The sequence below is a fragment of the Streptomyces sp. NPDC015345 genome (genome assembly GCF_043078805.1).
Lineage (GTDB): Bacteria > Actinomycetota > Actinomycetes > Streptomycetales > Streptomycetaceae > Streptomyces.
This window is the reverse complement of the sequence record NZ_JBIBTX010000003.1, coordinates 684,760-707,396: the sequence shown is the minus strand read 5'-3', so window position 1 is coordinate 707,396 and position 22,637 is coordinate 684,760. Positions and strand designations below refer to the sequence as shown.

The window sequence follows — 22,637 nt, the reverse complement described above, 5'->3', positions numbered from 1 at the left end:
CGGGGGCGGGCGCCCCGCACGCGGCCCAAGGTGCGGCTCACCTCAGGCCGGCGCCGAGGAAGCCGTACACGATGAATCCGGCGCAGACGGCGAACAGCACCGCGGCGACGGCCAGCACGCGCCGGTCCGAGATCTCGCCGACCAGGGTCGGATCGTCGGGGTCCTCGGGAACGACGACTTCCCCGATATCCACCGTGATATCTGCTGCCGTGCTTTCGTTGTTCAACTTTCCCACCCCATGAGCGGCGCAACACAACAGGCGATCCCGAAATCCGGCCGTTTATACAACACTTCGGCGCGTATTCACCAGCGCGAGGACAACCTCTCCGGCGGTCTCTTACCAAAGCCCGAACCCCTTGGTTAACCTGACGAGCCATCATCGGCGACCCGGCCGTCAATGCCACGGAGAGTCCCGTGCCTGATGAACTCGGATTCGACGAGCTGCTGGACGACGGCGGCTTGATCTCCCGGCTGCTCGGCAGGACCGCGGCAGGGCGCAAGAGAGGGCTGCTCTACGGTCCTGACCTGCCTGTGGTGCTGCTCGTCGGCGGACCGGGCATGGGCAAAGGGCGCCTCCTGCGGTGCGTCAGGGACCGCTTCGGGCCGCGCGTCCCCACCGCCTACCTCGACTGTGGTCTGAGCGACTGCCGCGAGCAGGCCGAACAGCGGCCCGCGAGCCGGTCGGACGTGACCGAGGCGCTGCGCCAGATCGCCTCGCAGTACGGGGAGTGGGCGGGGGACGGCGGCAAGATCGCCGTGCCGCGGCTGTACGCCGGTCTCGCGGCCGTGGCGGCCAGTGACCGGCTCGCCCACGCGGCGCCCCTGGTGGACGAGGTGGCGCGGCTGGAGGGCCTGCTGCCGCCCAGGTCGTTCTGGCACGGCGTGCTGATGGGGGCGGCCAACAACTACCTCGGGTTCCTGGGCGGCCTTGTCACCACGCCGCTGGCGGGGCCCTTCATCAACGCACTCCTCGACGGACTGTTCGCCCGTCTCTCGTCGGAGGGCAAGGCCGCCCTCGCGGAGTGCTACGGCGACTACCCCGGCGCCGGCGGCAACCCCCAGGCCGGGCTGCGGTCGCTGGGCGGTGACTTCCAGCAGGGCGGGGAGGCGCGACGGATCGCCGAAGGCTTCCTCTTCCGGGCCCTGCGGCAGGACGTCGACGCCGCCTACCACTCCGTACGCGGGCGTCTGTCGCGGGTGGGACGGCCCGCCCTGCTCCTCGACCACGCGGACAACTCCCTGGGCAGACGGCTGCTGAAACCGGTCCTGGAGGACCGCGAGCGCGGCCACCACGACCGCCTTGTCGTCCTCGCGACCGCCCGGCGTGCGGACGGCGGCCGCTTCCTCCACCGCGCGGGCGGCGCTCCGGCGGAGATGGCCAGATGGGAGCCGTTCACCGGAGCGCTGCCCGACTGGAGCCGTCCGCCGGGCGGAGTGCCGGATCACGCGCCGCTGTGGCGCGGCGTCCTGCTCGTCCGCATGCCCGTGCTCACCCGCGACCAGCAGAAGGCCGAGCTGAGCCGGCTGCGGGGGGACCAGGAACAGCCGGACACCGCCGTCCGGCTGCGCATCCACAGCGGTGTGCACCGGCTGAGCGGCGGCAGGCCGCTGTTCGTGACCCGGCTCGGGGAGGCGGCCGCCGCCCTGACGTTCCCGGCAACCGACGACCGCGCCGACCGCACCGACTGCACAGACTGGACGCTCCTCGACGCCCGGGTCCCCGCCGGGGACGACGGCGAGGGGCGCCGGGTGGCCGACCGGCCCGTGGCCGACGTACTCATCGACGAACTCGTCACCTGCCAGCGCCCCGAGGAACTGCCGCCCGAGCACCGCGGCCACTGGCTCGACCTGCTCACCCACCTGTCGGTGGCGCACGACGTGGAGTGCGCCCAGACCCTGATGCGCGCGGTGCAGGAGGGGCGGGGCGATCACCTGTCCGCATACCTCATCGCCGACCTCCTGGAGGACAGCGGCTGGCCGCGCTGCCCCCGGCACTTCATCGGCGACCTCGGCCTGCGCCGTCTCCTGACGCGGCGGCTCCACCTCCTGCGGCCCGGCGGCGCCGCCTGGCACACGGACCACGCGCTGCTCCAGGGCCACTACCGCGACCTGGGGAACGACCACCACGACGCGCTGTTCAAGACCGCGGGCGCGCACCGGATGCACCACCTCCTCGCCTCCGACGGCGCGGACCTCGTCACGCGGTATCTGGCCGGGACCTTCCTCACCCGCCCCACCGCCGAGTGGTGCGAGGAGCTCCTCGCCATCGCGGACGCCGCGCTGATCGGGGCGGACGACGACCGGTACGCCCGCGCCCTCGGTGAGGTCCACGTCCACGGCGACACCCGGCGGCGGCTGATCGACCGGCTGCTGCACGCGGTGTGGCTCACCGAGGACCGGACGCAGCCGCTGGACGAGACCGTGCCGGGCGCGCTGCGCGGTCCGCTGCGGGGGCTCAGCGAGGAGCTGGCGCGGATCGCCGACGAGGCGGTGCGCGACCAGGGCCCCGAAGGGGCGGACGTGGCCAGGGCGGCGGAGGGGGCCGCGCTGCTCGTCCGCATGGCCCGGGAGTGGGGCGACCGGGCGCAGGACAAGCAGCCGTTGCGGCGGTGCGGCTGTACGGAGCACATCGGGTTCGGCTGACCAGGCGATACGTGGCTTCACCGGCAGAGGGAGGGCAGCGTTGAGACAGTTCGGGAACTGGCTGTACAACACGTTCGGGGCCAACTGGACGCGCAGGATCCTCACGCTGCTCGGCCTCGCGGCCACGGGCGTGCTGCTCTATGTGTTCCTGCCCCCGGTCGGCGAACCGGAGAGCTGCGCCACCGGCGTCGAGAAGCACGACGGTGAGTGCGTCGGCGTCAACGGCACCGGCTACGCCTTCGGCACGCCGGAGATCGAGAAGGTGGCCCGGGCCATCGCGAAGGAGAACGAGGAGTTCGTCGGCGACAAGCCGCACGTCACCGTGGCCCTCATGCTGCCGCTCAAGCCGGACCTCGCCGCCGAGCGCAAGCAGCTCCGCAGCGAGATCCAGGGCGCCTACCTCGCCCAGTACCGGGCCAACCGCGAGGAGAACACCCCGCTGCTGCGTCTCGTACTCGCCAACCCGGGTGACGCGTACGCCCAGCAGCGGCGGGTGGTCGACCAGTTGGCGGACATGTCGCGCGACGAGCACGTCAACCTCCGGGCCGTCACGGGCTTCAACCTCAGCCTGGACGCCACGGAGAAGGCCATCGCGCGCCTGACCGACGAACTGGGCATCCCCGTCCTCGCCGGCCGCGTCAGCGCGGACGAGCTCGCCAACCCGGAGAAGAGCACCGGCGACGTCCCCTATCCCGGCCTCGCCCGCATCATCCCGACCAACCGCCAGCAGGCGGACGCGCTGGCCAACTTCCACGGCGAACTCAGGGACGAGCAGACCGTCCTGGTCCGGGACGAGAGGCCGCACGACATCTACAACGACTCGCTCGCCAAGGCGTTCGGCCGCGACGAGAAGGGCCCGCCGGGACCCAAGGACCAGACGTTCCAGTCCCCCTCGATCACCGGTCCGGGCGACACGGGCAACGACTTCACCCTCATCGCCCAGAACATCTGCCAGTCCACGGCGCGCTACGTCTACTTCGCGGGCCGCCCCGTACACCTGCGGCTCTTCGCCCTGAAGCTGGCCGACGTGCAGTGCCGGGGGAAGAAGTACACCATCATCAGCGGTTCGGGCGCGGCCACCCTGGAGCGCTATATGAAGCCCGACGACTGGGCTCGGCTGCGGGGCGGCGGGAAGGAACCCGTCATCGCGGTGCAGTACGCGGCCCCCGGGCACCCCGCGGCCTGGGACAGGCTGCTGAGCGGGAAGAAGGACCCCAAGGACCGCCCGGCGTACTTCACCGAACCGCAGGAGGAGCTGAACAAGCTGCGGGCGCTGATCGGGAAGGGGAGCGCCGGGGAGATCGGGCCGACCAGCCTGGACGACTCCCGCACCATGCTGGTGTACGACGGCGTGCGCACCGTCGCCAAGGCCGTGCTGCTCGCCAACGCCCAGACGGAGGGGACGGTGCCGCCCCTCGGACGGGTCTCCGACATGTGGCGGCGCCTCGAAGCGGTCAACCGGGTCCGCGGGACCAGCGGCTGGATCTGCCTGACCAACGCGGGCAACGCCTACGACAAGCCGGTGGCCGTGGTCGAACTGGAGCCGCGCACCGAGAAGGTGCGGTTCGTCGGCATCGGCTGGCCCGAGGGCAGGCATCAGCCCGAGGACTGCCGGGTGCCGAGCGACACCCGCTGACATCCGGTGACATCCACCGGACGACCACGCGCCGCCCCCCTGCCAGGAGGAGCGGCGCGTGGCGTCGTCACTGTGCCGGTGTCCGCGTCGCTACGGCGTCAGCGCCTGGCCCAGGCGGGCCCCCGCCGGGGTGCCGAGCACCGTACGCGTGTAGTAGACGCCGCTCGCGCCGGGTACGCCGGAAGCGCCGCTGTCCAACTGGAGGACCGTGCCGTCGCCCGCGTCCTCGCCCTCGGCGCCGATGGCCAGGTCCGCCCGGCCGGAGCCGGACAGGTCGGCCAGCGTGACCGAGGAGCCGAGGCGGTCGCCGGTCTCCGTGGAGCCGGGGACGTCGGGCTCGTCCTGCGAGAAGGCCAGCGCGCCGGTGCCGGTGAGGCCGGACGCGGAGCCCTTCAGGAGCAGGGAGGTGCCGGCGTCCTCGCGGGCGACGTCGGCGCGGGTGATGTCCTCGCCCGGGGCGCCCGTGAGGACGTCCGCGTAGCCGTCGAGGTCGTAGTCGCCCGCCGAGACCGACCAGCCCATGGCGTCACCCGACTCGGCGGCGCCGACCACGCCGCTCGTCGCCTGGTGGACCGTCTTCATGCCCGTCGTGGTGAACCCGGTCGACGTGCCGGGGACCACGGTCACCTGGCCGCCCGCGTGCGCGCCGGACTCGGAGGTGTACGGCTGGCCGATGACCAGGTCGTCGTAGCCGTTGCCGTTGACGTCGCCCACGGCGACCGAACGGCCGCCGGGCACGGACAGGACGCCCACCCGGCTCAGGCCCGAGCGGCCACCCCTGAACCACGCGACCTTGCCCTTGCCCGCCTGGTCGCGGTAGGTGAGGGCCACGTCCGCGTAGCCGTCGCGGTTGAAGTCGCCGGACGCGGCGTCGGCGTACGCGACGGCCGTGTCGCCCGGGGTGAGGCTGCCGCCCGACTCACGGTCGGCGTCCAGGCGCGCGGCCCACGAGCCGCCCGTGCCGGTCGCCGCCGCGAAGACGTCTCCCTTGCCGTCGGCGTTGAAGTCGCCGACGGCGACCGCCGAGCCGAAGCGGGCCTTGGCGTAGTTGAAGTCGTCCGAGAGCTGCATGTCCGTGCCGGACGTGAAGGACGGGCCGTACAGCATGGTGACCGCGCCGCGGTCGGTGTGGCCCGAGGAGTCGTCCTCGCCGGGGGCGCCGATGACGAGGTCCGCGTGGCCGTCGCCGTTCAGGTCGCCCCACGCGGTGGCCGATCCCCACTCGTCGCCGGCCTCGGAGACGCCGGGGACGCCGGTGCTCGTCTGCGTCAGGGAGATCTTCGAGCCGCCCACCGGGCCGTCGAGGCCGCCGGGAACGACCGTCACCCGGCCGCGGCTGCTCGACGCCTTCGGGGTGCCGGCGACCAGGTCGGTGATGCCGTCCCGGTTGAAGTCGGCGGTCGCGGCCGCGGAGTTCCTGCCCGCGCTGTCCGCGTAGCGGCGGACCTCGTCGAGCTCGGCGTACAGGTTCTTGCCGGGGCAAGGGGTCGCGGAGGCGTCGCGGTGACCGGAGATGGTGTGCAGGGAGGCCTGCTCGCCCTTCTTCCATACGCCCGTGTCGGCGGACGCGGTCAGCGTGACCTCGCCGGACGGGTCGCCGTCGTACTGGCCGAGCTTCCAGGCCGCCACGCGCGCCACCGACTCCAGGGCGGCGCGGGACGGCTTGCCCGCGGGCTCGCCGGCCGCCGCGTCGCCCTCGAAGTCACCGAGGACGGCGATGCCCGTCGACTCGCCGTCGAAGCCGTCGGTGTGCTCGCCGCGCACGGGTACGTCGGCGCCGCCCGCGCGGCCCTCGAAGACGCGGCCGCACTTGTCCACGAGGAAGTTGAAGCCGAGGTCGTTCATGCCCTCGGTCCGCACCTGGTACGTCATCAGGGCGCGGATCAGCGCGGGGGACTCGGCGCAGCTGTAGTCGTTCGTGCCGGCCGTGTGGTGGACGAAGACGGCCTCGACCTTCTCGCCGTACTCCGCCGGGTCCTTCACGAGCGACTCGTCGGCGCCCCAGGCGGCGCGGGTGATGACCGGAGGCCGGTTGACCGTCGACGGCGGCGGCGTCGGCTTGGTGGGGGTGGGCTTCGGGGTCGACGAGGGGGAGCCGGACGGGGGGCCGGTGGGGACGCCCGTCGCGGGACCTGTGGGGGTGCCCGTGGCGGGGTCCGTGGGGGCACCGGTCGCGGGGCCGGTGGGGGCCGGGGAGCCGCTCGGGGGCCTGGGCTCGCCGGAGGCCGACGGGGGAGCGGTCGGTGAGGACGGCGAGGACGGCGCGTCTGTCGGCTCACCGGGGACCGTGGGGGGCACGGTCTCCTCGGGCGGCACCGTCTCCTCGGGGGGCGTGGGCGGCACGGTGTCGTCCGGGGATGTGGCGGTGCCCGCGCCCCTGTTCGCCCCGCCGTCGAGCGCGGGGTTCTTCGCCTCCGCGGCCGTCACGCCCGGGTCCACGAGGCTGACCTCAAGGCCCTTCGGCAGCTCGCGGTCCGGCGACCCGTCGGCCGCGGTGACACGGACCTCCACACCGTCCGAGGGCCCCACCCAGAGCGGCTCGGAGGCGGCACGCACGCCCGCCCCTGCCTTCTCCGGCAGCCGTGGCGCCGGCTTCAGGGTGCGCCAGCCGCTCCACTTCCCGGAGCCGAGGGCGCGCGTGCGGACCTGCGCGGTGCCCCCCAGCTCCCGCGTGGCGTCGCTCCACGAGACGCCCAGCAGCGAGAACCGCTCGGTCGACGTGCGCGGCAGCCCCCGCCCCGCGGCCCCGTCGGCCTTGAGCGCGAGATCGTGCACGCCTGCCGGCCGCTTGGCGCGCGGGTCCGTGCCGGGCTGGTTCCCGGAGTTCGGCCCGGCCACCGCGTATGTCACCGCCCCCGCGCCGCCCAGCACGACGGCGCCGATCGTCAGCCATGCCCGGCGCTTTGGACTCAGCGGCCGGTACGCATGTGTGGTACGCGCCTTTTCACGCGGTTTGCGCGGGCTCAAGTGCCCCACCCCTTAGCGAATTTCAGGTGAATCAAGCGAGTTCGTACGACATTCTGATGGCCCAAAGGGTTGTACGCGGACGGATCTTTTGTTGCGTGACGTATCCCGCATCACCGAGGTGTGACGGTGCGGCACCCGCGTGCGCTGGGCCATGTGACAGTTGTGATGTGGCGGAACGGGTGGGGACTCGGGTGGATGACCAGGTGGCACATCGCGTGAACGGCCGGCCGGCGAAGCGCGGTCGGTGGACACGGGCGGCCGCGCTCTGTCTCGCGATGGGCACGGCGGTCGGCACGCTCACCTCCTGCGGCTCGGACAGCGAAGTGACGTACTCCAACGGCACGTTCGAGAAGGTGGACCGGGCCGAGACCACGGCCGACGGCGATGAGCGGCCCGCCTCCGCCGACGAGGCACGCGGCAGGAAGCTCGCCCTGAAGGGCATGGAACTGCTCAGGTCGGCCGACACGGTGCGCATCGGCGTCGACATGAACACCAAGAAGGGCCGCCAGAAGCTCTCGCTGCACATGGACCGCGAGAGCAACTGCACGGGCACCTTCGACTCGGGACCGACGCGGCGCGGCGACCTGATCATGATCGCGGGCGGTGCGACGTACGTACGGTTCACCGACGGCGCGCTGGACGAGATGCGCGAGATGGCGGCCCGGCGCGGCCCCGAGCTCGCGGAGCGCGTCCGTGAGCGGACGGCACTGGCGCGCGGCAAGTACCTGAAGATCCCGACGGGCCCCGCGACCCGTGGGCGCGCCATGCCTGCGGACAGCTGCGACCTCGACAAGATCACCGAGAAGATCGGCACCCCGGAACCGGACGAGGTCATCACCGCCCTGCCCGCCACCCACCGCTACGGCACCGACGTCACCCCGCTCTCCGAGAAGAAGGACGGCGAGGAGACCACGGTGTACGTGGCGGCGTCCGGGGAGCCCTACATCCTCGGCGTCGAGGCGAAGAAGAGCGGCGGCATGTTCTCGGGCGACCAGACCATGTCGATGCGGATGTCCGGCTACGACGAGCCGGTCGCCGCGGTGGCCCCCGCCGCGGGGATGACGGTCGACATCTCACAGGTGGGGGCCGGGGGTTCGGGCGGGTCACTGTTCGAGGTCTGAGGGCTCGGAGGCCTGGGGGTTCGAAGGCCTGGGGGTTCGGAGGACTGAGGGATCGTGGGCCGAGACGGTGAGCCGCCCGGTAGCGGGGATCGCCGGGCGCCCTGGGCCAGGTGGCCGTACGCTCTCGCACTGTGACATTTCCGCGCCCGGCGACGCTGGGGTCGGTGGGGGGCATCGGCACGTCGAAGCGTGTCGCGTTCGGCCGGATGGGAGAGCGTTGGGCCAGGGTGGGGAGCCGCGTCGCGCGAGGGCGCACGACGAGGAGCTGGGCAGGGCCGTCGCGGCCGCCCAGGAAGGCGACGAGGCGGCCTTCGCGGTCGCGTACCGGATCGTCCAGCCAGGGCTTGTCGGCTACGTGCGGGGCCTCGTCGGCACGGACGGCGAGAGCGCCGAGGACGTCGCCGCCGAGGCGTGGCTGGAGATAGCCAGGGACCTCGGGCGGTTCCGGGGGGACGGGGCGGGCTTCCGCGGCTGGACCGCGACCATCGCCCGGAACCGGGCCTTCGACCATCTGCGCCGCCAGAGGGCACGGCCGCGCCCCGCCGCACTGGAAAAGGACCTGCTCGAACTGCCGGGCCCGCACAGCACGTCGGCGGCCGCCCTGGAGGCGGTCACCACCGAGCAGGTGCTCGCGCTGGTCGCGACCCTGCCGCGCGATCAGGCGGAGGCGGTGCTGCTGCGGGTGGTCGTCGGTCTGGACGGTCCCGCGGCGGCGCGGGTCCTCGGCAAGCGGCCGGGCGCGGTGCGGACGGCCGCGTACCGGGGGTTGAAGAAGCTGGGCGAGCGGCTGGGCCTCGACGGTGTGACGGATGACGGTCCCGGCACGCTGGGGGAGTCGAGATGAACGCAGACAAGCCCATGGGCCCCGAGAACGCGCCGGGCCGCCCCTCCCCGCTCGAACGCCTCGCCGAAGCCGTGCGGGCCGACGCGGCGGGAGCGGTGGACGCGGACGCGCAGCGCGAGGCGGTCGCGGCGTTCGTCGCGGCGCGTGACGCGGGCGCGCACCGGGCGCGGACCCGGCGCCGCGACGACTGGCGCCCCCGGGAGCGCCGTCCCGCCCGGTTCTCGCTGCGGGCGGCGGGGGGCGTGGTGCTGGCCGGCGGCCTGCTCGGCGGAGTGGCGCTGGCGGCGGCGGGCACGGTGATCGACGACCCCGCCCCCCGGGAGCGCCCCCGCCCGGCTCCGTCGTCCCCGCGCACCCCCGGCGGCCCTGGCACGGCTTCGGGCCACACCATGTCCTCGCCGCCGGAGGCGGGCCCGAGCGGCGAGCAGGGCACGCGGAAGCCGCCGAAGCCGCCCGAGAAGCCGAAGAAGTCGCAGAAGCCGAAGCCGCCGGGAAACCAGGGACGCGAAGGCCAGGACAGGCCGAAGCCGCCGGGAAACCAGGGACGCGAAGGCCAGGACAGGCCGAAGCCGCCGGGCCAGGACAAGCCGAAGCCGCCGAAGAAGCACCAGAAGCCCCCGGACAAGCCCCAGCACCCACAGCACCCGAAGCACTCCGAGAACCAGGGCGGCCACAAGAACAAGGCCCAGCCCAGAGGCAAGGGCGCCGAAGCGGCGGGGAGAGGCGGGAGGCTGAAGGGCCGGCCTCAGCAGGGGGCGCACGGCGGGCCGCACTGACGGCACCGGCGGCGCTGACGCGGCCTGCGGGAGTGTTCGGGAGAACGTGCGCGGCCGGGGCCGCCACCCCCCACAGGAGAGGCCCCGGCCGACGCACGGTACGAACCGGCGTGCGGCCCGTACTACCTTCAGCGCCGTGCGTGCGTTTTCTGTCACACCGCGTTCCGTCACCCGCTAGTTGCACGTTGTACAAACATGGACGTAGGCCCGGACGAGGCCGTAGCGTGCTGGTTCGCGCCGGGGCCGGGCGCAGATCTCCGAGTGGCAGGATTGAGAGAGTGCTGGGGGACGACGCGGAGCTGACCGCCGCGGTGCTTGCGGCGCAGGACGGGGACGAGACCGCGTTCCGGACTGTGTACCGCGCTGTGCATCCGCGCCTGTTGGGATACGTACGCACGCTGGTCGCCGACCCGGACGCGGAAGACGTCGCCTCCGAGGCCTGGCTTCAGATAGCGCGCGATCTGGACCGGTTCAGCGGTGACGCGGACCGGTTTCGGGGCTGGGCGGCGCGCATCGCGCGCAATCGCGCCCTCGACCACATACGCATGCGGGGACGCCGCCCCGCGATAGGCGGCGACGAGTCGGAGCTGACCGGGAAACCGGCCGAGGCCGACACCGCGGTCGAGGCGATGGAGTCCCTCGCCACCGGTGAGGCCCTCGCGCTGATAGCCAGGCTTCCCCAGGACCAGGCCGAGGCCGTGGTGCTCAGAGTCGTGGTGGGCCTCGACGCCAAGAGCGCCGCCCAGACCCTCGGCAAGCGCCCGGGAGCCGTCCGTACGGCGGCGCACCGCGGCCTGAAGCGGCTCGCCGAGCTGCTCGGCGCGGACGCCGCCGACCCCGCGGAGGCGCTCGGCGCCGTACCCCCTCAGAGAGAACCGCGCGGCCGCGCGGTGACGTCCGCCGGTGTGACGCAAACGCGTACGCGGACGCAGAAGGACATGTGATGGCCGACGAGCAGGACAAGTGGCTGGACCGCGACGCGGCGGAGCGTTTGCTGCGCGGAGAGCCCCTCGAAGGCGTCGACCCTCACGCACGCGCACAGGCCGACCGGCTCGCCCAGGCGCTCGGCGCGCTGGCCGCCGCGGACGGTTCGGCGACGCGCGCGGGACCGGACGGCGCCCCCGGTGAACTCCCCGGCGAGGCCGCCGCGCTGGCCGCTTTCCGGGCCGCCAGGGCGGCCTCCGCGCAAGCGGCCCCCCGCTCGGGCGCGTACGCGACGCCCGCCCATGAGGCCGCCGCCGCCGAGACCGTACGCAGGAGCAGGACCGGCGGCCGGCCGCAACCGAGCCGCTGGGGCCGCCCGGTGCGCTTCGGGCTCGCCGCGGCGCTCGCGGGCTGCATGGCCGGCGGCGTCGCCATGGCCGCGGGGGCGGGCGTGCTGCCCTCGCCGTTCAGTCGGCACGACGAGCCGGCCCCGGCCGCGTCCGCGTCGCCCGTCGACACTCCGGAGGTGCCGCGGGCGTCCCCCTCGCACGAGGCGGACGACACGGGCGACGCGGGTGAGAGCCCCGATACCTCCGGGGACCCCGAGGGCTCGCCGCCCGACGGGAGCACGGAGCCCGGCGCCGAGCCCACGCGTGAGCCCGAGACCCGTACGCCCCCCGAGGCGGAGGCCGACGGCGACCACCCCGACGACGCGACGCGGCGGCCCGCCGACGAGGGCACACCACCCCGCCACGGCGCCAAGGACTGGCGCCGCAAGGTGGTCGCCGCCTGCCGCGACTACCGCAGCGGTGAACTCCGGGGCGAGTCGCGCCGCCGCCTCGAAGAGGTCGCCAAGGGGGCCGGGCGCGTGGAGGAGTTCTGCGGCCGGGTCCTCGGCGGCAACGGCGGCGGCCAGGGCAATGACGGCGGCCAGGGTGGCGGCAAGGGCGGCAGCGGCGGCAACGGCGGCGGGGACGACGGCGGCGACGGTGACGACGGCGGGGAGGGCGGCGGCTCGGGCGGCGACACGGGCGGCGCCCCCGCCCCGCCGCCGGCCCTGCCCGAGCCGATGCCCACCGGTTCGTACAGCGCGCTGCCGCATCTGCCGTAACCCCCGTCGCACCGTGCCGAAAAGATTTCGCCGCAGGGTGTGACGTTTTTTGAAGACGTGACGCAGTAAGAAGTGAGCCGACTGGTCATCGGCCCGCGCACGAGCCGGGGTTCCCCCCGTACCTTCGGCTCCGTGCCACCGGCGTGGGCGGGATACGTTCCCCCGATCCCGCCCACGCCGCTTTTCCTCCGACCACCGGCCTCCCCGTGGACGTACCGGGGAATGGGGCAGGGCCCGCTCTCACTCGTGGATCGCTCGCAGATTCGTGGATCACTTGTAGATGACGACCCGGTCGCCCGTCCGCACCTGCGCGAAGAGGTTCGCGATCTTCTGCTCGTCCCGGACGTTCACACAGCCGTGCGAGCCGCCCGCGTAACCCCGCACCGCGAAGTCCGCGGAGTAGTGCACCGCCTGGCCGCCGCTGAAGAACATCGCGTACGGCATCGACGTGTGGTACAGCGTCGAGACGTGGTGGCGGGCCTTCCAGTAGACGGTGAACGTGCCCTCCCGCGTCGGCGTGTACTGCGAGCCGAACCGCACGTCCATCGTCGACACCGCCCTGCCGTCGATCATCCACGTCAGTGTCCGGCTGCTCTTCGCGAGGCACAGGACCCGGCCCGTCAGGCACCGCTTGTCCGGCGCGGCCGGCGGCATCCCGCCGGCCGGGTACAGCTCGTACCGCGTCGGCTCGCGCGTCATGGCCAGCAGCCGCTGCCAGGTGACGGCGTCCGTCGCGCCGGTGGCCGGCAGGCCCCGCCTGACCTGGAAGCCCTTGACCGCGTTGACCGTCAACGGGCCGTACAGCCCCGAGGGGTTCGCCGACAGCCAGCCGATCTGCCGCAGCCTCGCCTGGAGCGTCCTCACCTGGTCGCTGCGGTCACCCTGCCGCATCAGGACCTTCGGGGCGGGGGTGCCGCGGGGTGCCGGTGCGGACGGGTGAGCCTGCGCCGCCGGGGGAGTCCGCGCCGCCGGGGTGCCCGGCGGCGACGCGGACCTCCCCGGCGGGGCGCCCGGCGCCGGGGCGGCGCTCCTCGGCTCCTGCTCGCCCGGCCCCGCCCCGTCGGTGGTGACCGCCACCGACTTGCACCCCGCGACCAGCGCAAGCACCGTCACGGCCCCCACCGACATCACGCCCTTGCCCATCACACCTCTCCGAGCCTGTGGACAACACTTTTGGAAGTGTTTCCCGGTTTGCCGCGAGTGACGCCTCTTGGCGGCGGGCGCAAGCTGGAGGGATGACACACGAGTCGGAGTCCGGACTGCCCATCGAACCCGTGTACGGCCCCGAGTCCCTGGCGGACTGGGACCCGGAAGAGAAGCTCGGCGCCCCCGGCGCGTACCCCTTCACCCGCGGCGTCTACCCCACCATGTACACGGGCCGGCCCTGGACGATGCGCCAGTACGCGGGCTTCGGCACGGCCGTCGAGTCCAACGCCCGCTACCGCCGGTTGATCGAACACGGCACGACCGGCCTGTCCGTCGCCTTCGACCTGCCGACCCAGATGGGCCACGACTCCGACGCGCCCCTCGCGCACGGCGAGGTCGGCAAGGTCGGCGTAGCCATCGACTCAATGGAGGACATGCGGGTCCTCTTCGACGGCATCCCGCTGGACAAGGTCTCGACGTCGATGACGATCAACGCGCCCGCCGCGCCGCTGCTGCTCATGTACCAGCTGGTCGCGGAGGAACAGGGGGTCGACGGGGACCGGCTCACCGGCACGATCCAGAACGACGTCCTGAAGGAGTACATCGCGCGGGGAACGTACATCTTCCCGCCCCAGCCCTCCCTGCGCCTGACCGCGGACATCTTCCAGTACTGCAAGACGGAGATCCCGCGGTGGAACACCATCTCGATCTCCGGCTACCACATGGCGGAGGCGGGGGCCTCGCCCGCGCAGGAGATCGCCTTCACCCTCGCCGACGGCATCGAGTACGTCCGCACGGCGATCGCGGCGGGCATGGACGTGGACGACTTCGCGCCACGCCTGTCCTTCTTCTTCGTGGCGCGTACGACGGTCTTGGAGGAGGTCGCCAAGTTCCGTGCCGCACGGCGCATCTGGGCCCGCGTCATGCGGGAGGAGTTCGGCGCGCGGAACCCCAAGTCCCTGATGCTCCGTTTCCACACGCAGACGGCGGGCGTCCAGCTCACCGCGCAGCAGCCCGAGGTGAACCTCGTCAGGGTCGCCGTGCAGGGCCTGGGCGCGGTCCTCGGCGGCACGCAGTCGCTGCACACCAATTCCTTCGACGAGGCGATCGCGCTCCCCACCGACAAGTCGGCCCGCCTGGCCCTGCGCACGCAGCAGGTCCTCGCGTACGAGACGGACGTGACGGCGACGGTCGATCCCTTCGCCGGGTCCTACGTCGTGGAGAGCATGACGGACGACGTGGAGGCGGCGGCCCTGCGGCTCATGGAGCGCGTGGCGGACCTGGGCGGCGCGGTGCACGCCATCGAACGGGGCTTCCAGAAGAACGAGATCGAGCGCAACGCCTACCGCATCGCGCGCGAGACGGAGAGCGGCGAGCGCGTGGTCGTCGGCGTCAACCGCTTCCGGATCGACGAGGAGGAACCCTACGAGCCGCTGCGCGTCGACCCGGCCATCGAGGCCCAGCAGACCGCACGCCTCGCCCGACTTCGCGCGACCCGCGACCAGCGGGCGGTGGACACCGCCCTCACCGCCCTGAAGGAGGCGGCCACGGGGGAGAGCAACGTCCTCCACCCCATGAAGGACGCCCTGCGCGCCCGCGCCACGGTCGGCGAGGTGTGCGGGGCGCTGCGGGAGGTGTGGGGGGCGTACGTTCCGGTGGACGCGTTCTGAGGCGTTCTCCGGAACCCCCCTCCCCCGTGCCGTACGCCTGTGCGAGACTCCCGCCCATGCTGGGTGTCACCGATCTTCCGACCTATCTCGCGGGCCTCGTCCTCATCATTCTGCTGCCGGGGCCGAACTCGCTGTACGTACTCTCCGTGGCCGCGCGCCGGGGCGTGCGCGCCGGTTATACGGCCGCCGCCGGCGTCTGGGTCGGCGACACCGTGCTGATGACGCTGTCGGCGGCCGGGGTCGCCTCGCTGTTGCAGGCCAATGCCGTGCTCTTCGGGATCGTGAAGTACGCCGGTGCCGGGTATCTGAGCTGGCTCGCGTTCGGGATGCTGCGGGCCGCCGTCGCGATGTGGCGGTCACGGCACGAGCGGGCGGCGCAGGCCGGTACGGAGGGCGGTGCGGGCGAGGGCGCGGGGGAGCAGCCGTTCCGCAGGGCGCTCGTGATCAGTCTGCTCAACCCGAAGGCGATCTTGTTCTTCATCGCCTTCTTCGTGCAGTTCGTGGACCCCGGGTACGCCTACCCGGCGCTCTCCTTCGTGGTGCTCGGCGCCTTCGCGCAGGCCGCGAGCTTCCTCTACCTCACGGCCCTGATCTTCAGCGGCACCAGGCTCGCGTCGGCCTTCCGCCGCCGCAAGCGGCTCTCCGCGGGGGCCACATCGGCGGCGGGCGCGCTGTTCCTCGGCTTCGCGGTCAAGCTGTCGCTCAGCAGCGTGTGAGGCCGCCGGGCGCGGGCGCGCTCAATGGTGCCAGGCCGAGCCGCCCACGTTGTGGATCATCCGCTGGAGGACCTTCAGTGTGCGGACGTACTCCTCGTCGGTGACGCCCTCACGGATCTGCGCGAGGATGCTCCGCTGCCGCTCGGCCACGCGGTCCCGCAGCGCGCGGCCCTCCGCGGTGAGGGCGAGGCGGCCCGCGGCGTCCTCGGTGAGCAGGCCGCGGTCGCGCAGCGCGCCGATGCCGTGCCGCAGGGCGCTCTCGCCGGTTTCGAGGTAGCCCCGCAGGACCGCCACGACCTCGGCGCCGTCGCGGCCCTCCGGCGGCGCGTCCAGGAGCTGGTTGAGGATCCACCACTGGGGCTGGGTGAGGCCGAGTTCCGCGAGGGCGGTGCGGATGTGGGTGACCACGGCCGCGCCCGCGGCCGAACTCCAGTAGCCGATGGGCTGGTTGAGCAGGTCCTCGTCGCTGTGTGAGTACGTGAAGGTCGTCATGGCTGCGAAGGTAGGACCTCAAGGCCGCTTGAGGTCAAGCGCGGCCGGAAGTCGGAGGACCAGCGGGCCTCGGGCGACGCTGCTCACTTCCGGGGGGTGACGCCCCGGCCGAGTCCGGTGCGGATCGCCGGGGTCAGCCATGCCTCCACGTACCGGTTCAGGACCCACGCGAGCGCCAGCATGGCGGCGATCGTCAGGCCGAACGTCGCGTACGACGGCAGACCGAGGCCCCGGTGCAGGGCCTGGACGGACACCCAGCCCAGGTGCTCGTGCACCAGGTAGAAGGGGTACGTCAGGGCGCCGGCGACGGTCAGCCAGCGCCAGTTCGCCCGGTGGAGGTGGCCGAGCGCGATCAGGAGCACCGCCGCGAAGCCCGCCGTGACGATCGCGATGATCACCAGCGAGGAGCGGTACGAGAAGAAGTCGGGATCCGGCGCGTGCCACAGCCCGGAGACCGCGTAGTGCTGGCCGATCAGCCAGCTCACGCCCGTGATGCCCCACGCCGTGAGGTCGCGCCGGTCGCGGTGGATCAGATAGATGCCGATGCCGCCGACGAAGAAGGGGGCGTACTCCGGCATGAGGACCACGTCGAGCAGCGGCTCGTCCGCGGCCTCGGCCAGCGCCGCGGCCAGGGTCCACACCGCGCAGAACAGCACCACCCGCGCGCGGGTCGCGCCCGGCAGCACCACGCAGAGCGCGAACAGCGCGTAGAAGCGCAGTTCGGCCCAGAGCGTCCAGCACACGCCGAGCACCCGGTCCACGCCCAGCGGCTGCTGGAGCATGGTGAGGTTCACCAGGGCGTCGCTGGGGGAGACCGCGTCGTACGCCACGACGGGCAGCGCGAAGACCGCCGTCACCAGCACGATCGCCGCCCAGTAGGAGGGCAGCAGGCGGGACGCCCGGGACGCGAAGAAGGAGCGCAGGGGCCTGCCCCAGCCGCTCATGCAGATGACGAAGCCGCTGATCACGAAGAAGATCTGCACGCCGAGACAGCCGTACGCGAACCATTCGTGCGCGGTGGGGAACTGGGCCTTGGGCGAGCTGCCCCAGGCCTCGCTTATCTCGCCGTCACGGCCGCCGTAGTGGTAGGCGGCGACCATGAGCGCCGCGATCAGGCGCAGTCCGTCGAGCGCCCGCAGCCGGGGCTTCGCGCGCGCGGGGACGATGGTGGCCGGGGGCGTGCCGGTGCCCGCCCCCGGTGTTATGTCCGGGAGCGTCGGTGCGGGGGCGGTCATCCGAGCGCGGTCCGCTTGATGGAGCGCTGCACCGAACGGGCCCGGCGCGCCACGCGCCGCACCGCCGCGTTGCGCGGGATGAAGGCGAGCTGCGAGGGCAGCGCGCCGGGCAGGGCGAGCGCGGTCAGGCGGCGCCGCTTGAAGTAGCGCCAGGTGTCCGGGCCGAGGCTGCGGGCGAGGTAGCGCTCGGCGTCGGCGCGCAGGCGCGGATAGATCTGCGGCTGCATCGCGAAGCCGACGGCCTTGAGGAGGCCGGTCAGCTCGCCGGTGCCCATGGCCGGGCGCCGCTCGGTGACCGCCGTGCGGTCGCTCAGGTCCGGCAGCAGCGCGTCGACGATCGTGACGGGGACGCGGTTGCTGTTCTGGTAGGGCGCGAGGCGCTCCAGGAGGAGGTCCGTGCCGGTGCGGGCGACGGGCAGGCCGTAGAGCGCGGACGCCGTCAGCAGGGCGGTGGAGAAGCAGCCGATGACCAGCGCGGGCCGCATCCGCTGGTAGAGCACCTCGGCGAGCACCGGGGTGTCGAGCACGGTCAGCTCGACGCCGATCGCCCCGGCCTCCTTCTCCAGGGCGCGCGACCAGCGGGCGGGGGCCGTGGGGTGGGGCTTGAACACCACGTGGGTGTGGCCGAGTTCGGCGGCGCCGCGCACCATGCGGATGTGCAGCTCCTCCTCTTCCTCGGCGGTGAGGATGTTCAGGGCGGAGAGGTACTGGCCGAGGACGAGGGCGGGAGCCTGCGTTTCGGGCAGCTCCACGTCCGTCAATCCGGCCTCCCCGTCGGCCAGTTCCGCCAGCACCTTCATGAACGCGTCCGTCGGCACGATCTCCGGGGCGACACCGAACTCGGTGAGCAGCAGCGGCGTGAGCCCTGGCACCAGGTCCAGGTGGAGCAGGCGCCGCACGCGCGTGCCGACCAGGGGGTCGATCTTGTTGCGGGTGGGGCCGTAGCTCATCAGGCCGTCGGCGTAGACGTCCACGGGGGCGCCGGTGAAGACCTGGGCGAGCGCCAGCGCCGGGTTGACCTGGATCGACTCGACGGCCAGCTCGATGTCGTCGTCACCGAGGTCCCAGAGCATCCGCACGTACCGCTCCCAGAGCACGACGTCGTCGCCGCGCGGGGCCCAGCCGCCTGGGTGGAAGGGGAAGATGGCCTCGTTCCAGGAGCGTACGTCGTCGAACCGGCCGCGCAGCCGGTCGAAGCCCGGCATCGCGTCCAGCGCGGTCGTGGTCTCCGGTGTCGCCGCGTTGTTGCTGACGAGGAGTATGCGGCGGTCGGCGGGGCCGAAGCGGTCGGTGTCCAGGGCGGCGGCGAGCGTCGCGGCGCCGTACAGCGTGGACGCCAGGAAGATCTGCGTGCGTCCGGCTCCGGGGGAAGTCGTGGCCATCACGCGGCCACCTCCGCCGAGACCGGCCGACGGCGCAGCCTGCGCAGCCGCGTCGCCCGCTGGAGATCCATGGAGTCGAGCGCTTCATCGAGCACGCCCTGCGGCATGCGCTTCAGCGCGGCCGCACTCATTGACTTCAATTTGCGCGCCACGGATGGCTCGAACCTTTCGATGGATCCCAGGTGGTGGGAGATGATCGCGCAGTAAGTGCGCACGGCTTTCGGCAGGAGTTCGTCCGCGTCCCGGTCGGCCGCTGTTTCCCGTATCACCTGGTCGAATGCCTTGATGAAATCGAGCTGGCGTACGTCGCCGATCTGGGTGAGCGACGAGGCGACCCCGCGGCGGTAGAACACCCCGAGAAGACCGACCGCGGCGAAGGATTCCGCCTCGCGGTGCAGCCGCCAGATCCACGGCCGGTCCTCCGCGGTGCGCAGGCCGTCGGTGAAGTGCAGCAGGCCCGCGTCGGCGAGCCGGCGGTGGTAGATGCCGGCCCACGCGTACGCGTAGTCGACGGACGTCGACCGGTCGGCGGGGAGTATCACCTCGCGCGGGCTCATCACGACGCCGCGCCTGCCGTGCGGGACACGGTGGACCGTGCGGGCCCGCGCGGTGCACTGCACATGGTCGGTGCGTACGAAGTCACATCCCAACTTCTCGATCTGCGCGAGGAGTTGTTCGTAATAACCGGGCGCGAGCCAGTCGTCACCGTCCAGGAAGGTGAGGTACTCGCCACGCGCCGCGTCGAGGCCCGTGTTGCGGGCGGTCGCGAGCCCGCCGTTCTTCTCATGTCTGAGGTGGACGGCGCCGGGAAGCTCGCGCGCCGCACGCTCCAGGATGTCCGGGGTCTCGTCGCGCGAACAGTCGTCGACGAGAATGAATTCGAAGTCGTCGCGCGCGTTCGCACGCAGACTCTTCAAGGTGTCGGGCGCGTATTGCTGCACGTTGTAGAACGGCACGATGACGGAGAGCTTAACCACGTGGGTGACGTTAGGTGTCGGCCCGTCATTCGTGTCGACCCGCAGAGGTATGCCAGGTGAACGACGCGTGGCGGAACGGTTAACCGGGCCGCCGGGAAAGCGTTTCCGGGGTCGATTCGCCGTTCGTCGGCGTGCTGTTAACCGTTTGTTGCACCTGAGTTGGGCCGCGAATCGAAATGGCTTCCTAGCGTCTGGGACGTGCCAGCAAGTAATCGAAACCCGCTGCGGGTGGCCGTACTCGCCGATTCCGACACGCGATGGAAATGGGGCGCTCTCACCGCGAACCGCATCGTGTCGGACAGTCGGCCCGAGTCCGACGGCCACCGTCTCAGCGGGTACCTGCTCCGCGGCCGGGCCACGCCCACGCCCCGGCAGCTCGAAGAGGTGGGGGTGCGCGCGGAGAGTCTGCGCGAGGTCACCGCCGTCGAGTTCCTGCGCGAGATGGAGCGGGACGCGCCCGACGTGATCGTGCTCGCCCTGGTGGGCGGCGCGGTCCAGGCGGTGCTGCACGGCCTCGCCCGCGTCACCGAGGACGCCCGCCTCACGGGCGCCGCGAAGAAGCGTCCCGTCGTCGTCACCGGCTATGTCGGCGTCGTCTACGAGAAGCTCGCCGACGGCCTCCTCCTGCGGCACGGCGCGGATGTCGTCCTCGCCAACTCCCGGCAGGACGCGGAACGTTTCCGCGCGGTGTACGAAGGAGTGGGCGCCGACGCCTCGTCGGTCACCGAGGCCGCGCTGCCCTTCCTCGGTGGCGCGCCCTACGCCGAGCACGACCCGTACACGGTCGTCTTCGCCGCCCAGCCGTCCGTCCCGGAGAGCGCCGCGCACCGCACCTACCTGCTGCGGCGCCTTGCCGAGCACGCCCGGCTGCACCCCGACCGCGAGGTCCTGCTCAAGCTGCGCAGCAAGCCCGGCGAGCACACCACGCACATCGAGGAGCTGCCCTACCAGAAGCTCGTGCAGCGCATCGAGGGCGGCCTGCCCGCCAACTGCCGCCTGGTCTACGGCCACATGGGCGAGGTCCTCGACCGCACCGACCTCCTGGTCACCGTCAGCTCCACGGCGGCCCTGGAATCCCTGCACCGCCGCATTCCCACCGCGGTCCTCACCGACCTCGGGGTGCGCGAGGCGCTCGGCAACCACCACTTCACCGGCTCCGGGTGCCTCGCCTCCTTCGACCAGCTGGACGCGGGCCACCTGCCCGTGCCCGACGAGCGGTGGCTGGCCCGGCAGGGCGTCGCGGCCGACGGGGCGTACGAACGGGCATTCGACGAGGCGAAGCGGAAGGTCACCGACCTCCTCGCCGACGCCGAGGCCGGCCGCATCCCGCCCCTGAAGCCGTACTACAGCCTCACCACCGCCCGCGGCTACCTCCCCGGCATCCTCGCCCGCCACCACCTCGCCCCCGACGGCTCCCCGCTGCCGGGCGCCCCCGCGGCCGACAAGGACCCGGGCCCCGTACGCCAGATAGTCCGCCGCGCCGCCCGCGGGGCCTACCGCCACGGGGTACAGCGCGTGGCCCCGGTCATCCGCCGGATGGGCGAGCTGTGACCGGCCCCGAGCGTCCCCGGACGGAAGAGCCGGCGGTGCCCTCCGACCGCCGTAGGGCCGAGAGCCGCGCGGCCTCCCCCGACCCTCTCCCACTCCCAGGAGCCCCCATGTCCCACCCCGGCCCGGCGAGTACGTCGGCCCGCCGCGTTCTCGCCGTCATCCCCGCCCGTGGCGGCTCCAAGGGTGTGCCCGCCAAGAACCTCGCCCCGGTCGGCGGTGTGCCGCTGGTGGTGCGGGCCGTCCACGCGTGTCTGGGCGCCCGGCTCGTCACGGACGTCGTGGTCTCCACCGATGACCACGTGATCGCCGAGACGGCCCGCGCCGCCGGCGCCGAGGTGGTCCTGCGTCCCGCCGCGATAGCCGGGGACACCGCGACCAGCGAGGCCGCCGTCCTGCACGCGATGGACGCCCACGAGGCCCTGCACGGCACCCGCGTCGACGTCGTCCTGCTCGTGCAGTGCACCAGCCCCTTCCTCACCCCCGAGGACGTCGACGGGGTGGCCGCGGCCGTCGTGGAGAACGGCGCGGACACGGCCGTCACGGTCGCCCCCTTCCACGGCTTCATCTGGCGCGACGCGGCCGACGACGCCACGGACGGCACCGCGGACGTGCCCGCGCGGCGCACCGACTCCGTGGGCGGCACCGCCACCCTCGCCAACTCCACCCGCACCCGCGGCGGCTACGGCGTCAACCACGACAAGTCCTTCCGCCCGCGCCGCCAGGACCGCCCCCAGGACCTCCTGGAGACCGGCGCCGCCTACGCGATGGACGCGGCCGGCTTCCGTACCGAGAAGCACCGCTTCTTCGGCCACACCGAGCCGGTCCGCACCGACCCCGCCCGCGTCCTGGAGGTCGACGACCCGCACGACCTCGCGCGGGCCCGCGCGCTGGCCCCCCTCTTCGACACGGGCCACGCGAAAGCTCTCCCGACCGCCGCCGACATCGACGCGGTCGTCCTCGACTTCGACGGCACCCAGACCGACGACAGGGTGCTGATCGACTCCGACGGAAGGGAATTCGTCTCCGTACACCGCGGAGACGGTCTCGGCATCGCGGCCCTGCGCAAGAGCGGCCTGCGGATGCTGATCCTGTCCACGGAGCAGAACCCGGTCGTCGCCGCGCGCGCCAAGAAGCTCAAGCTTCCGGTCCTGCACGGCATCGACCGGAAAGACCTCGCACTGAAGCAGTGGTGCGAGGAACAGGGCATCGCGCCCGAGCGCGTGCTCTACGTCGGCAACGACGTCAACGACCTCCCGTGCTTCGCCCTCGTGGGCTGGCCCGTGGCGGTCGCCAGCGCACACGACGTCGTACGCGGCGCAGCCCGCGCGGTCACCGCCGTCCCCGGCGGTGAAGGCGCGATCCGAGAGATCGCCAGCTGGATCCTCGGCCCCTCTCTCGACTCCCTCCACAGTTAAGGAAAGTTCCTGTCATGAGCTCCCTCACCCC

Annotated in this window: 18 protein-coding genes; 11 read left to right on the top strand and 7 right to left on the bottom strand. The window is 72.7% G+C overall.

All coding sequences use genetic code 11. From position 1 onward, the window contains the following. Nucleotides 1-37: 37 nt before the first annotated feature. Complete coding sequence (locus tag ACF062_RS15560) at nucleotides 38-226, bottom strand: hypothetical protein (RefSeq protein ID WP_392138419.1); 189 nt, start codon at nucleotides 224-226, stop codon at nucleotides 38-40. 188 nt (nucleotides 227-414) lie between these two features. Between ACF062_RS15560 and ACF062_RS15555 the strand changes: the two genes are divergently transcribed. After that, complete coding sequence (locus ACF062_RS15555) at nucleotides 415-2,643, top strand: hypothetical protein (protein ID WP_392138417.1); 2,229 nt, start codon at nucleotides 415-417, stop codon at nucleotides 2,641-2,643. A 40-nt stretch (nucleotides 2,644-2,683) separates the two neighbouring features. Further along, entirely contained in the window at nucleotides 2,684-4,279 is a 1,596-nt protein-coding gene (locus ACF062_RS15550) for an amino acid ABC transporter substrate-binding protein (RefSeq protein WP_392138416.1), read from the top strand. A gap of 90 nt (nucleotides 4,280-4,369) precedes the next feature. Here ACF062_RS15550 and ACF062_RS15545 read toward each other — a convergent pair whose 3' ends face one another. Beyond that, nucleotides 4,370-7,255 carry an FG-GAP-like repeat-containing protein gene (locus ACF062_RS15545; RefSeq protein ID WP_392138414.1) on the bottom strand — a complete coding sequence of 962 codons (2,886 nt, stop codon included), beginning with the start codon at nucleotides 7,253-7,255 and terminating at the stop codon, nucleotides 4,370-4,372. Nucleotides 7,256-7,461: 206 nt separating this feature from the next. On the opposite strand from ACF062_RS15545, the gene ACF062_RS15540 reads away from it, so the two are divergent. The 5 genes from ACF062_RS15540 (at nucleotide 7,462) to ACF062_RS15520 (ending at nucleotide 12,022) form a co-directional block, all read left to right on the top strand. Continuing rightward, nucleotides 7,462-8,367, top strand: a complete 906-nt coding sequence (locus tag ACF062_RS15540) for a hypothetical protein (protein ID WP_392138413.1) — start codon at nucleotides 7,462-7,464, stop codon at nucleotides 8,365-8,367. Nucleotides 8,368-8,584: 217 nt separating this feature from the next. Further along, nucleotides 8,585-9,211 carry an RNA polymerase sigma factor gene (locus tag ACF062_RS15535; protein ID WP_392138411.1) on the top strand — a complete coding sequence of 209 codons (627 nt, stop codon included), beginning with the start codon at nucleotides 8,585-8,587 and terminating at the stop codon, nucleotides 9,209-9,211. Further along, entirely contained in the window at nucleotides 9,208-9,987 is a 780-nt protein-coding gene (locus ACF062_RS15530) for a hypothetical protein (protein WP_392138409.1), read from the top strand. The genes ACF062_RS15535 and ACF062_RS15530 overlap by 4 nt, the downstream gene beginning before the upstream one ends. A 278-nt stretch (nucleotides 9,988-10,265) precedes the next feature. Then, complete coding sequence (locus ACF062_RS15525) at nucleotides 10,266-10,931, top strand: RNA polymerase sigma factor (RefSeq protein ID WP_392138407.1); 666 nt, start codon at nucleotides 10,266-10,268, stop codon at nucleotides 10,929-10,931. Beyond that, nucleotides 10,931-12,022 (top strand): hypothetical protein, encoded by a 1,092-nt coding sequence (locus tag ACF062_RS15520; RefSeq protein ID WP_392138406.1) that lies wholly within the window; start codon nucleotides 10,931-10,933, stop codon nucleotides 12,020-12,022. Before ACF062_RS15525 ends, ACF062_RS15520 begins: the two co-directional genes overlap by 1 nt. A 270-nt stretch (nucleotides 12,023-12,292) precedes the next feature. Here ACF062_RS15520 and ACF062_RS15515 read toward each other — a convergent pair whose 3' ends face one another. Further along, nucleotides 12,293-13,165, bottom strand: coding sequence for a L,D-transpeptidase family protein (locus ACF062_RS15515; RefSeq protein ID WP_392138404.1), 873 nt, complete (start codon nucleotides 13,163-13,165; stop codon nucleotides 12,293-12,295). 92 nt (nucleotides 13,166-13,257) lie between these two features. Here ACF062_RS15515 and ACF062_RS15510 point away from each other — a divergent pair, with 92 nt between their 5' ends. Next, nucleotides 13,258-14,838, top strand: coding sequence for a methylmalonyl-CoA mutase (locus ACF062_RS15510; protein ID WP_392138402.1), 1,581 nt, complete (start codon nucleotides 13,258-13,260; stop codon nucleotides 14,836-14,838). A gap of 56 nt (nucleotides 14,839-14,894) precedes the next feature. Next, the gene (gene leuE / locus ACF062_RS15505) at nucleotides 14,895-15,554 is read left to right on the top strand and encodes a leucine efflux protein LeuE (RefSeq protein WP_392138400.1); all 660 of its coding nucleotides are present in this window, start codon (nucleotides 14,895-14,897) and stop codon (nucleotides 15,552-15,554) included. Nucleotides 15,555-15,575: 21 nt separating this feature from the next. On the opposite strand, the gene ACF062_RS15500 is transcribed toward leuE, so the two are convergent. The 4 genes from ACF062_RS15500 to ACF062_RS15485 all read right to left on the bottom strand — a co-directional run bounded on the left by ACF062_RS15500 (nucleotide 15,576) and on the right by ACF062_RS15485 (nucleotide 19,640). Next, on the bottom strand, nucleotides 15,576-16,046 hold the full coding sequence (locus tag ACF062_RS15500; RefSeq protein WP_392138399.1) for a MarR family winged helix-turn-helix transcriptional regulator: 471 nt from the start codon (nucleotides 16,044-16,046) through the stop codon (nucleotides 15,576-15,578). Nucleotides 16,047-16,129: 83 nt separating this feature from the next. Then, nucleotides 16,130-17,281, bottom strand: coding sequence for an acyltransferase family protein (locus tag ACF062_RS15495; protein WP_392138397.1), 1,152 nt, complete (start codon nucleotides 17,279-17,281; stop codon nucleotides 16,130-16,132). Then, entirely contained in the window at nucleotides 17,278-18,663 is a 1,386-nt protein-coding gene (locus ACF062_RS15490) for a polysialyltransferase family glycosyltransferase (RefSeq protein WP_392138396.1), read from the bottom strand. The genes ACF062_RS15495 and ACF062_RS15490 overlap by 4 nt, the downstream gene beginning before the upstream one ends. Beyond that, complete coding sequence (locus ACF062_RS15485) at nucleotides 18,663-19,640, bottom strand: glycosyltransferase family 2 protein (RefSeq protein WP_223776357.1); 978 nt, start codon at nucleotides 19,638-19,640, stop codon at nucleotides 18,663-18,665. Before ACF062_RS15485 ends, ACF062_RS15490 begins: the two co-directional genes overlap by 1 nt. Nucleotides 19,641-19,838: 198 nt before the next feature. Here ACF062_RS15485 and ACF062_RS15480 point away from each other — a divergent pair, with 198 nt between their 5' ends. Both ACF062_RS15480 and ACF062_RS15475 read left to right on the top strand, forming a co-directional pair. Continuing rightward, complete coding sequence (locus ACF062_RS15480) at nucleotides 19,839-21,191, top strand: DUF6716 putative glycosyltransferase (RefSeq protein WP_392138394.1); 1,353 nt, start codon at nucleotides 19,839-19,841, stop codon at nucleotides 21,189-21,191. A gap of 107 nt (nucleotides 21,192-21,298) precedes the next feature. After that, the gene (locus tag ACF062_RS15475) at nucleotides 21,299-22,606 is read left to right on the top strand and encodes a cytidylyltransferase domain-containing protein (RefSeq protein WP_392138392.1); all 1,308 of its coding nucleotides are present in this window, start codon (nucleotides 21,299-21,301) and stop codon (nucleotides 22,604-22,606) included. Nucleotides 22,607-22,637: the final 31 nt, after the last annotated feature.

Coding starts and splice junctions, on each gene's coding strand:
- ACF062_RS15490 (WP_392138396.1), bottom strand. CDS start 18,663: ATGGCCACGACTTCCCCCGGAGCCGGACGCACGCAGATCTTCCTGGCG.
- ACF062_RS15510 (WP_392138402.1), top strand. CDS start 13,258: ATGACACACGAGTCGGAGTCCGGACTGCCCATCGAACCCGTGTACGGC.
- ACF062_RS15475 (WP_392138392.1), top strand. CDS start 21,299: ATGTCCCACCCCGGCCCGGCGAGTACGTCGGCCCGCCGCGTTCTCGCC.
- ACF062_RS15515 (WP_392138404.1), bottom strand. CDS start 13,165: ATGGGCAAGGGCGTGATGTCGGTGGGGGCCGTGACGGTGCTTGCGCTG.
- ACF062_RS15530 (WP_392138409.1), top strand. CDS start 9,208: ATGAACGCAGACAAGCCCATGGGCCCCGAGAACGCGCCGGGCCGCCCC.
- leuE (WP_392138400.1), top strand. CDS start 14,895: ATGCTGGGTGTCACCGATCTTCCGACCTATCTCGCGGGCCTCGTCCTC.
- ACF062_RS15495 (WP_392138397.1), bottom strand. CDS start 17,281: ATGACCGCCCCCGCACCGACGCTCCCGGACATAACACCGGGGGCGGGC.
- ACF062_RS15520 (WP_392138406.1), top strand. CDS start 10,931: ATGGCCGACGAGCAGGACAAGTGGCTGGACCGCGACGCGGCGGAGCGT.
- ACF062_RS15500 (WP_392138399.1), bottom strand. CDS start 16,046: ATGACGACCTTCACGTACTCACACAGCGACGAGGACCTGCTCAACCAG.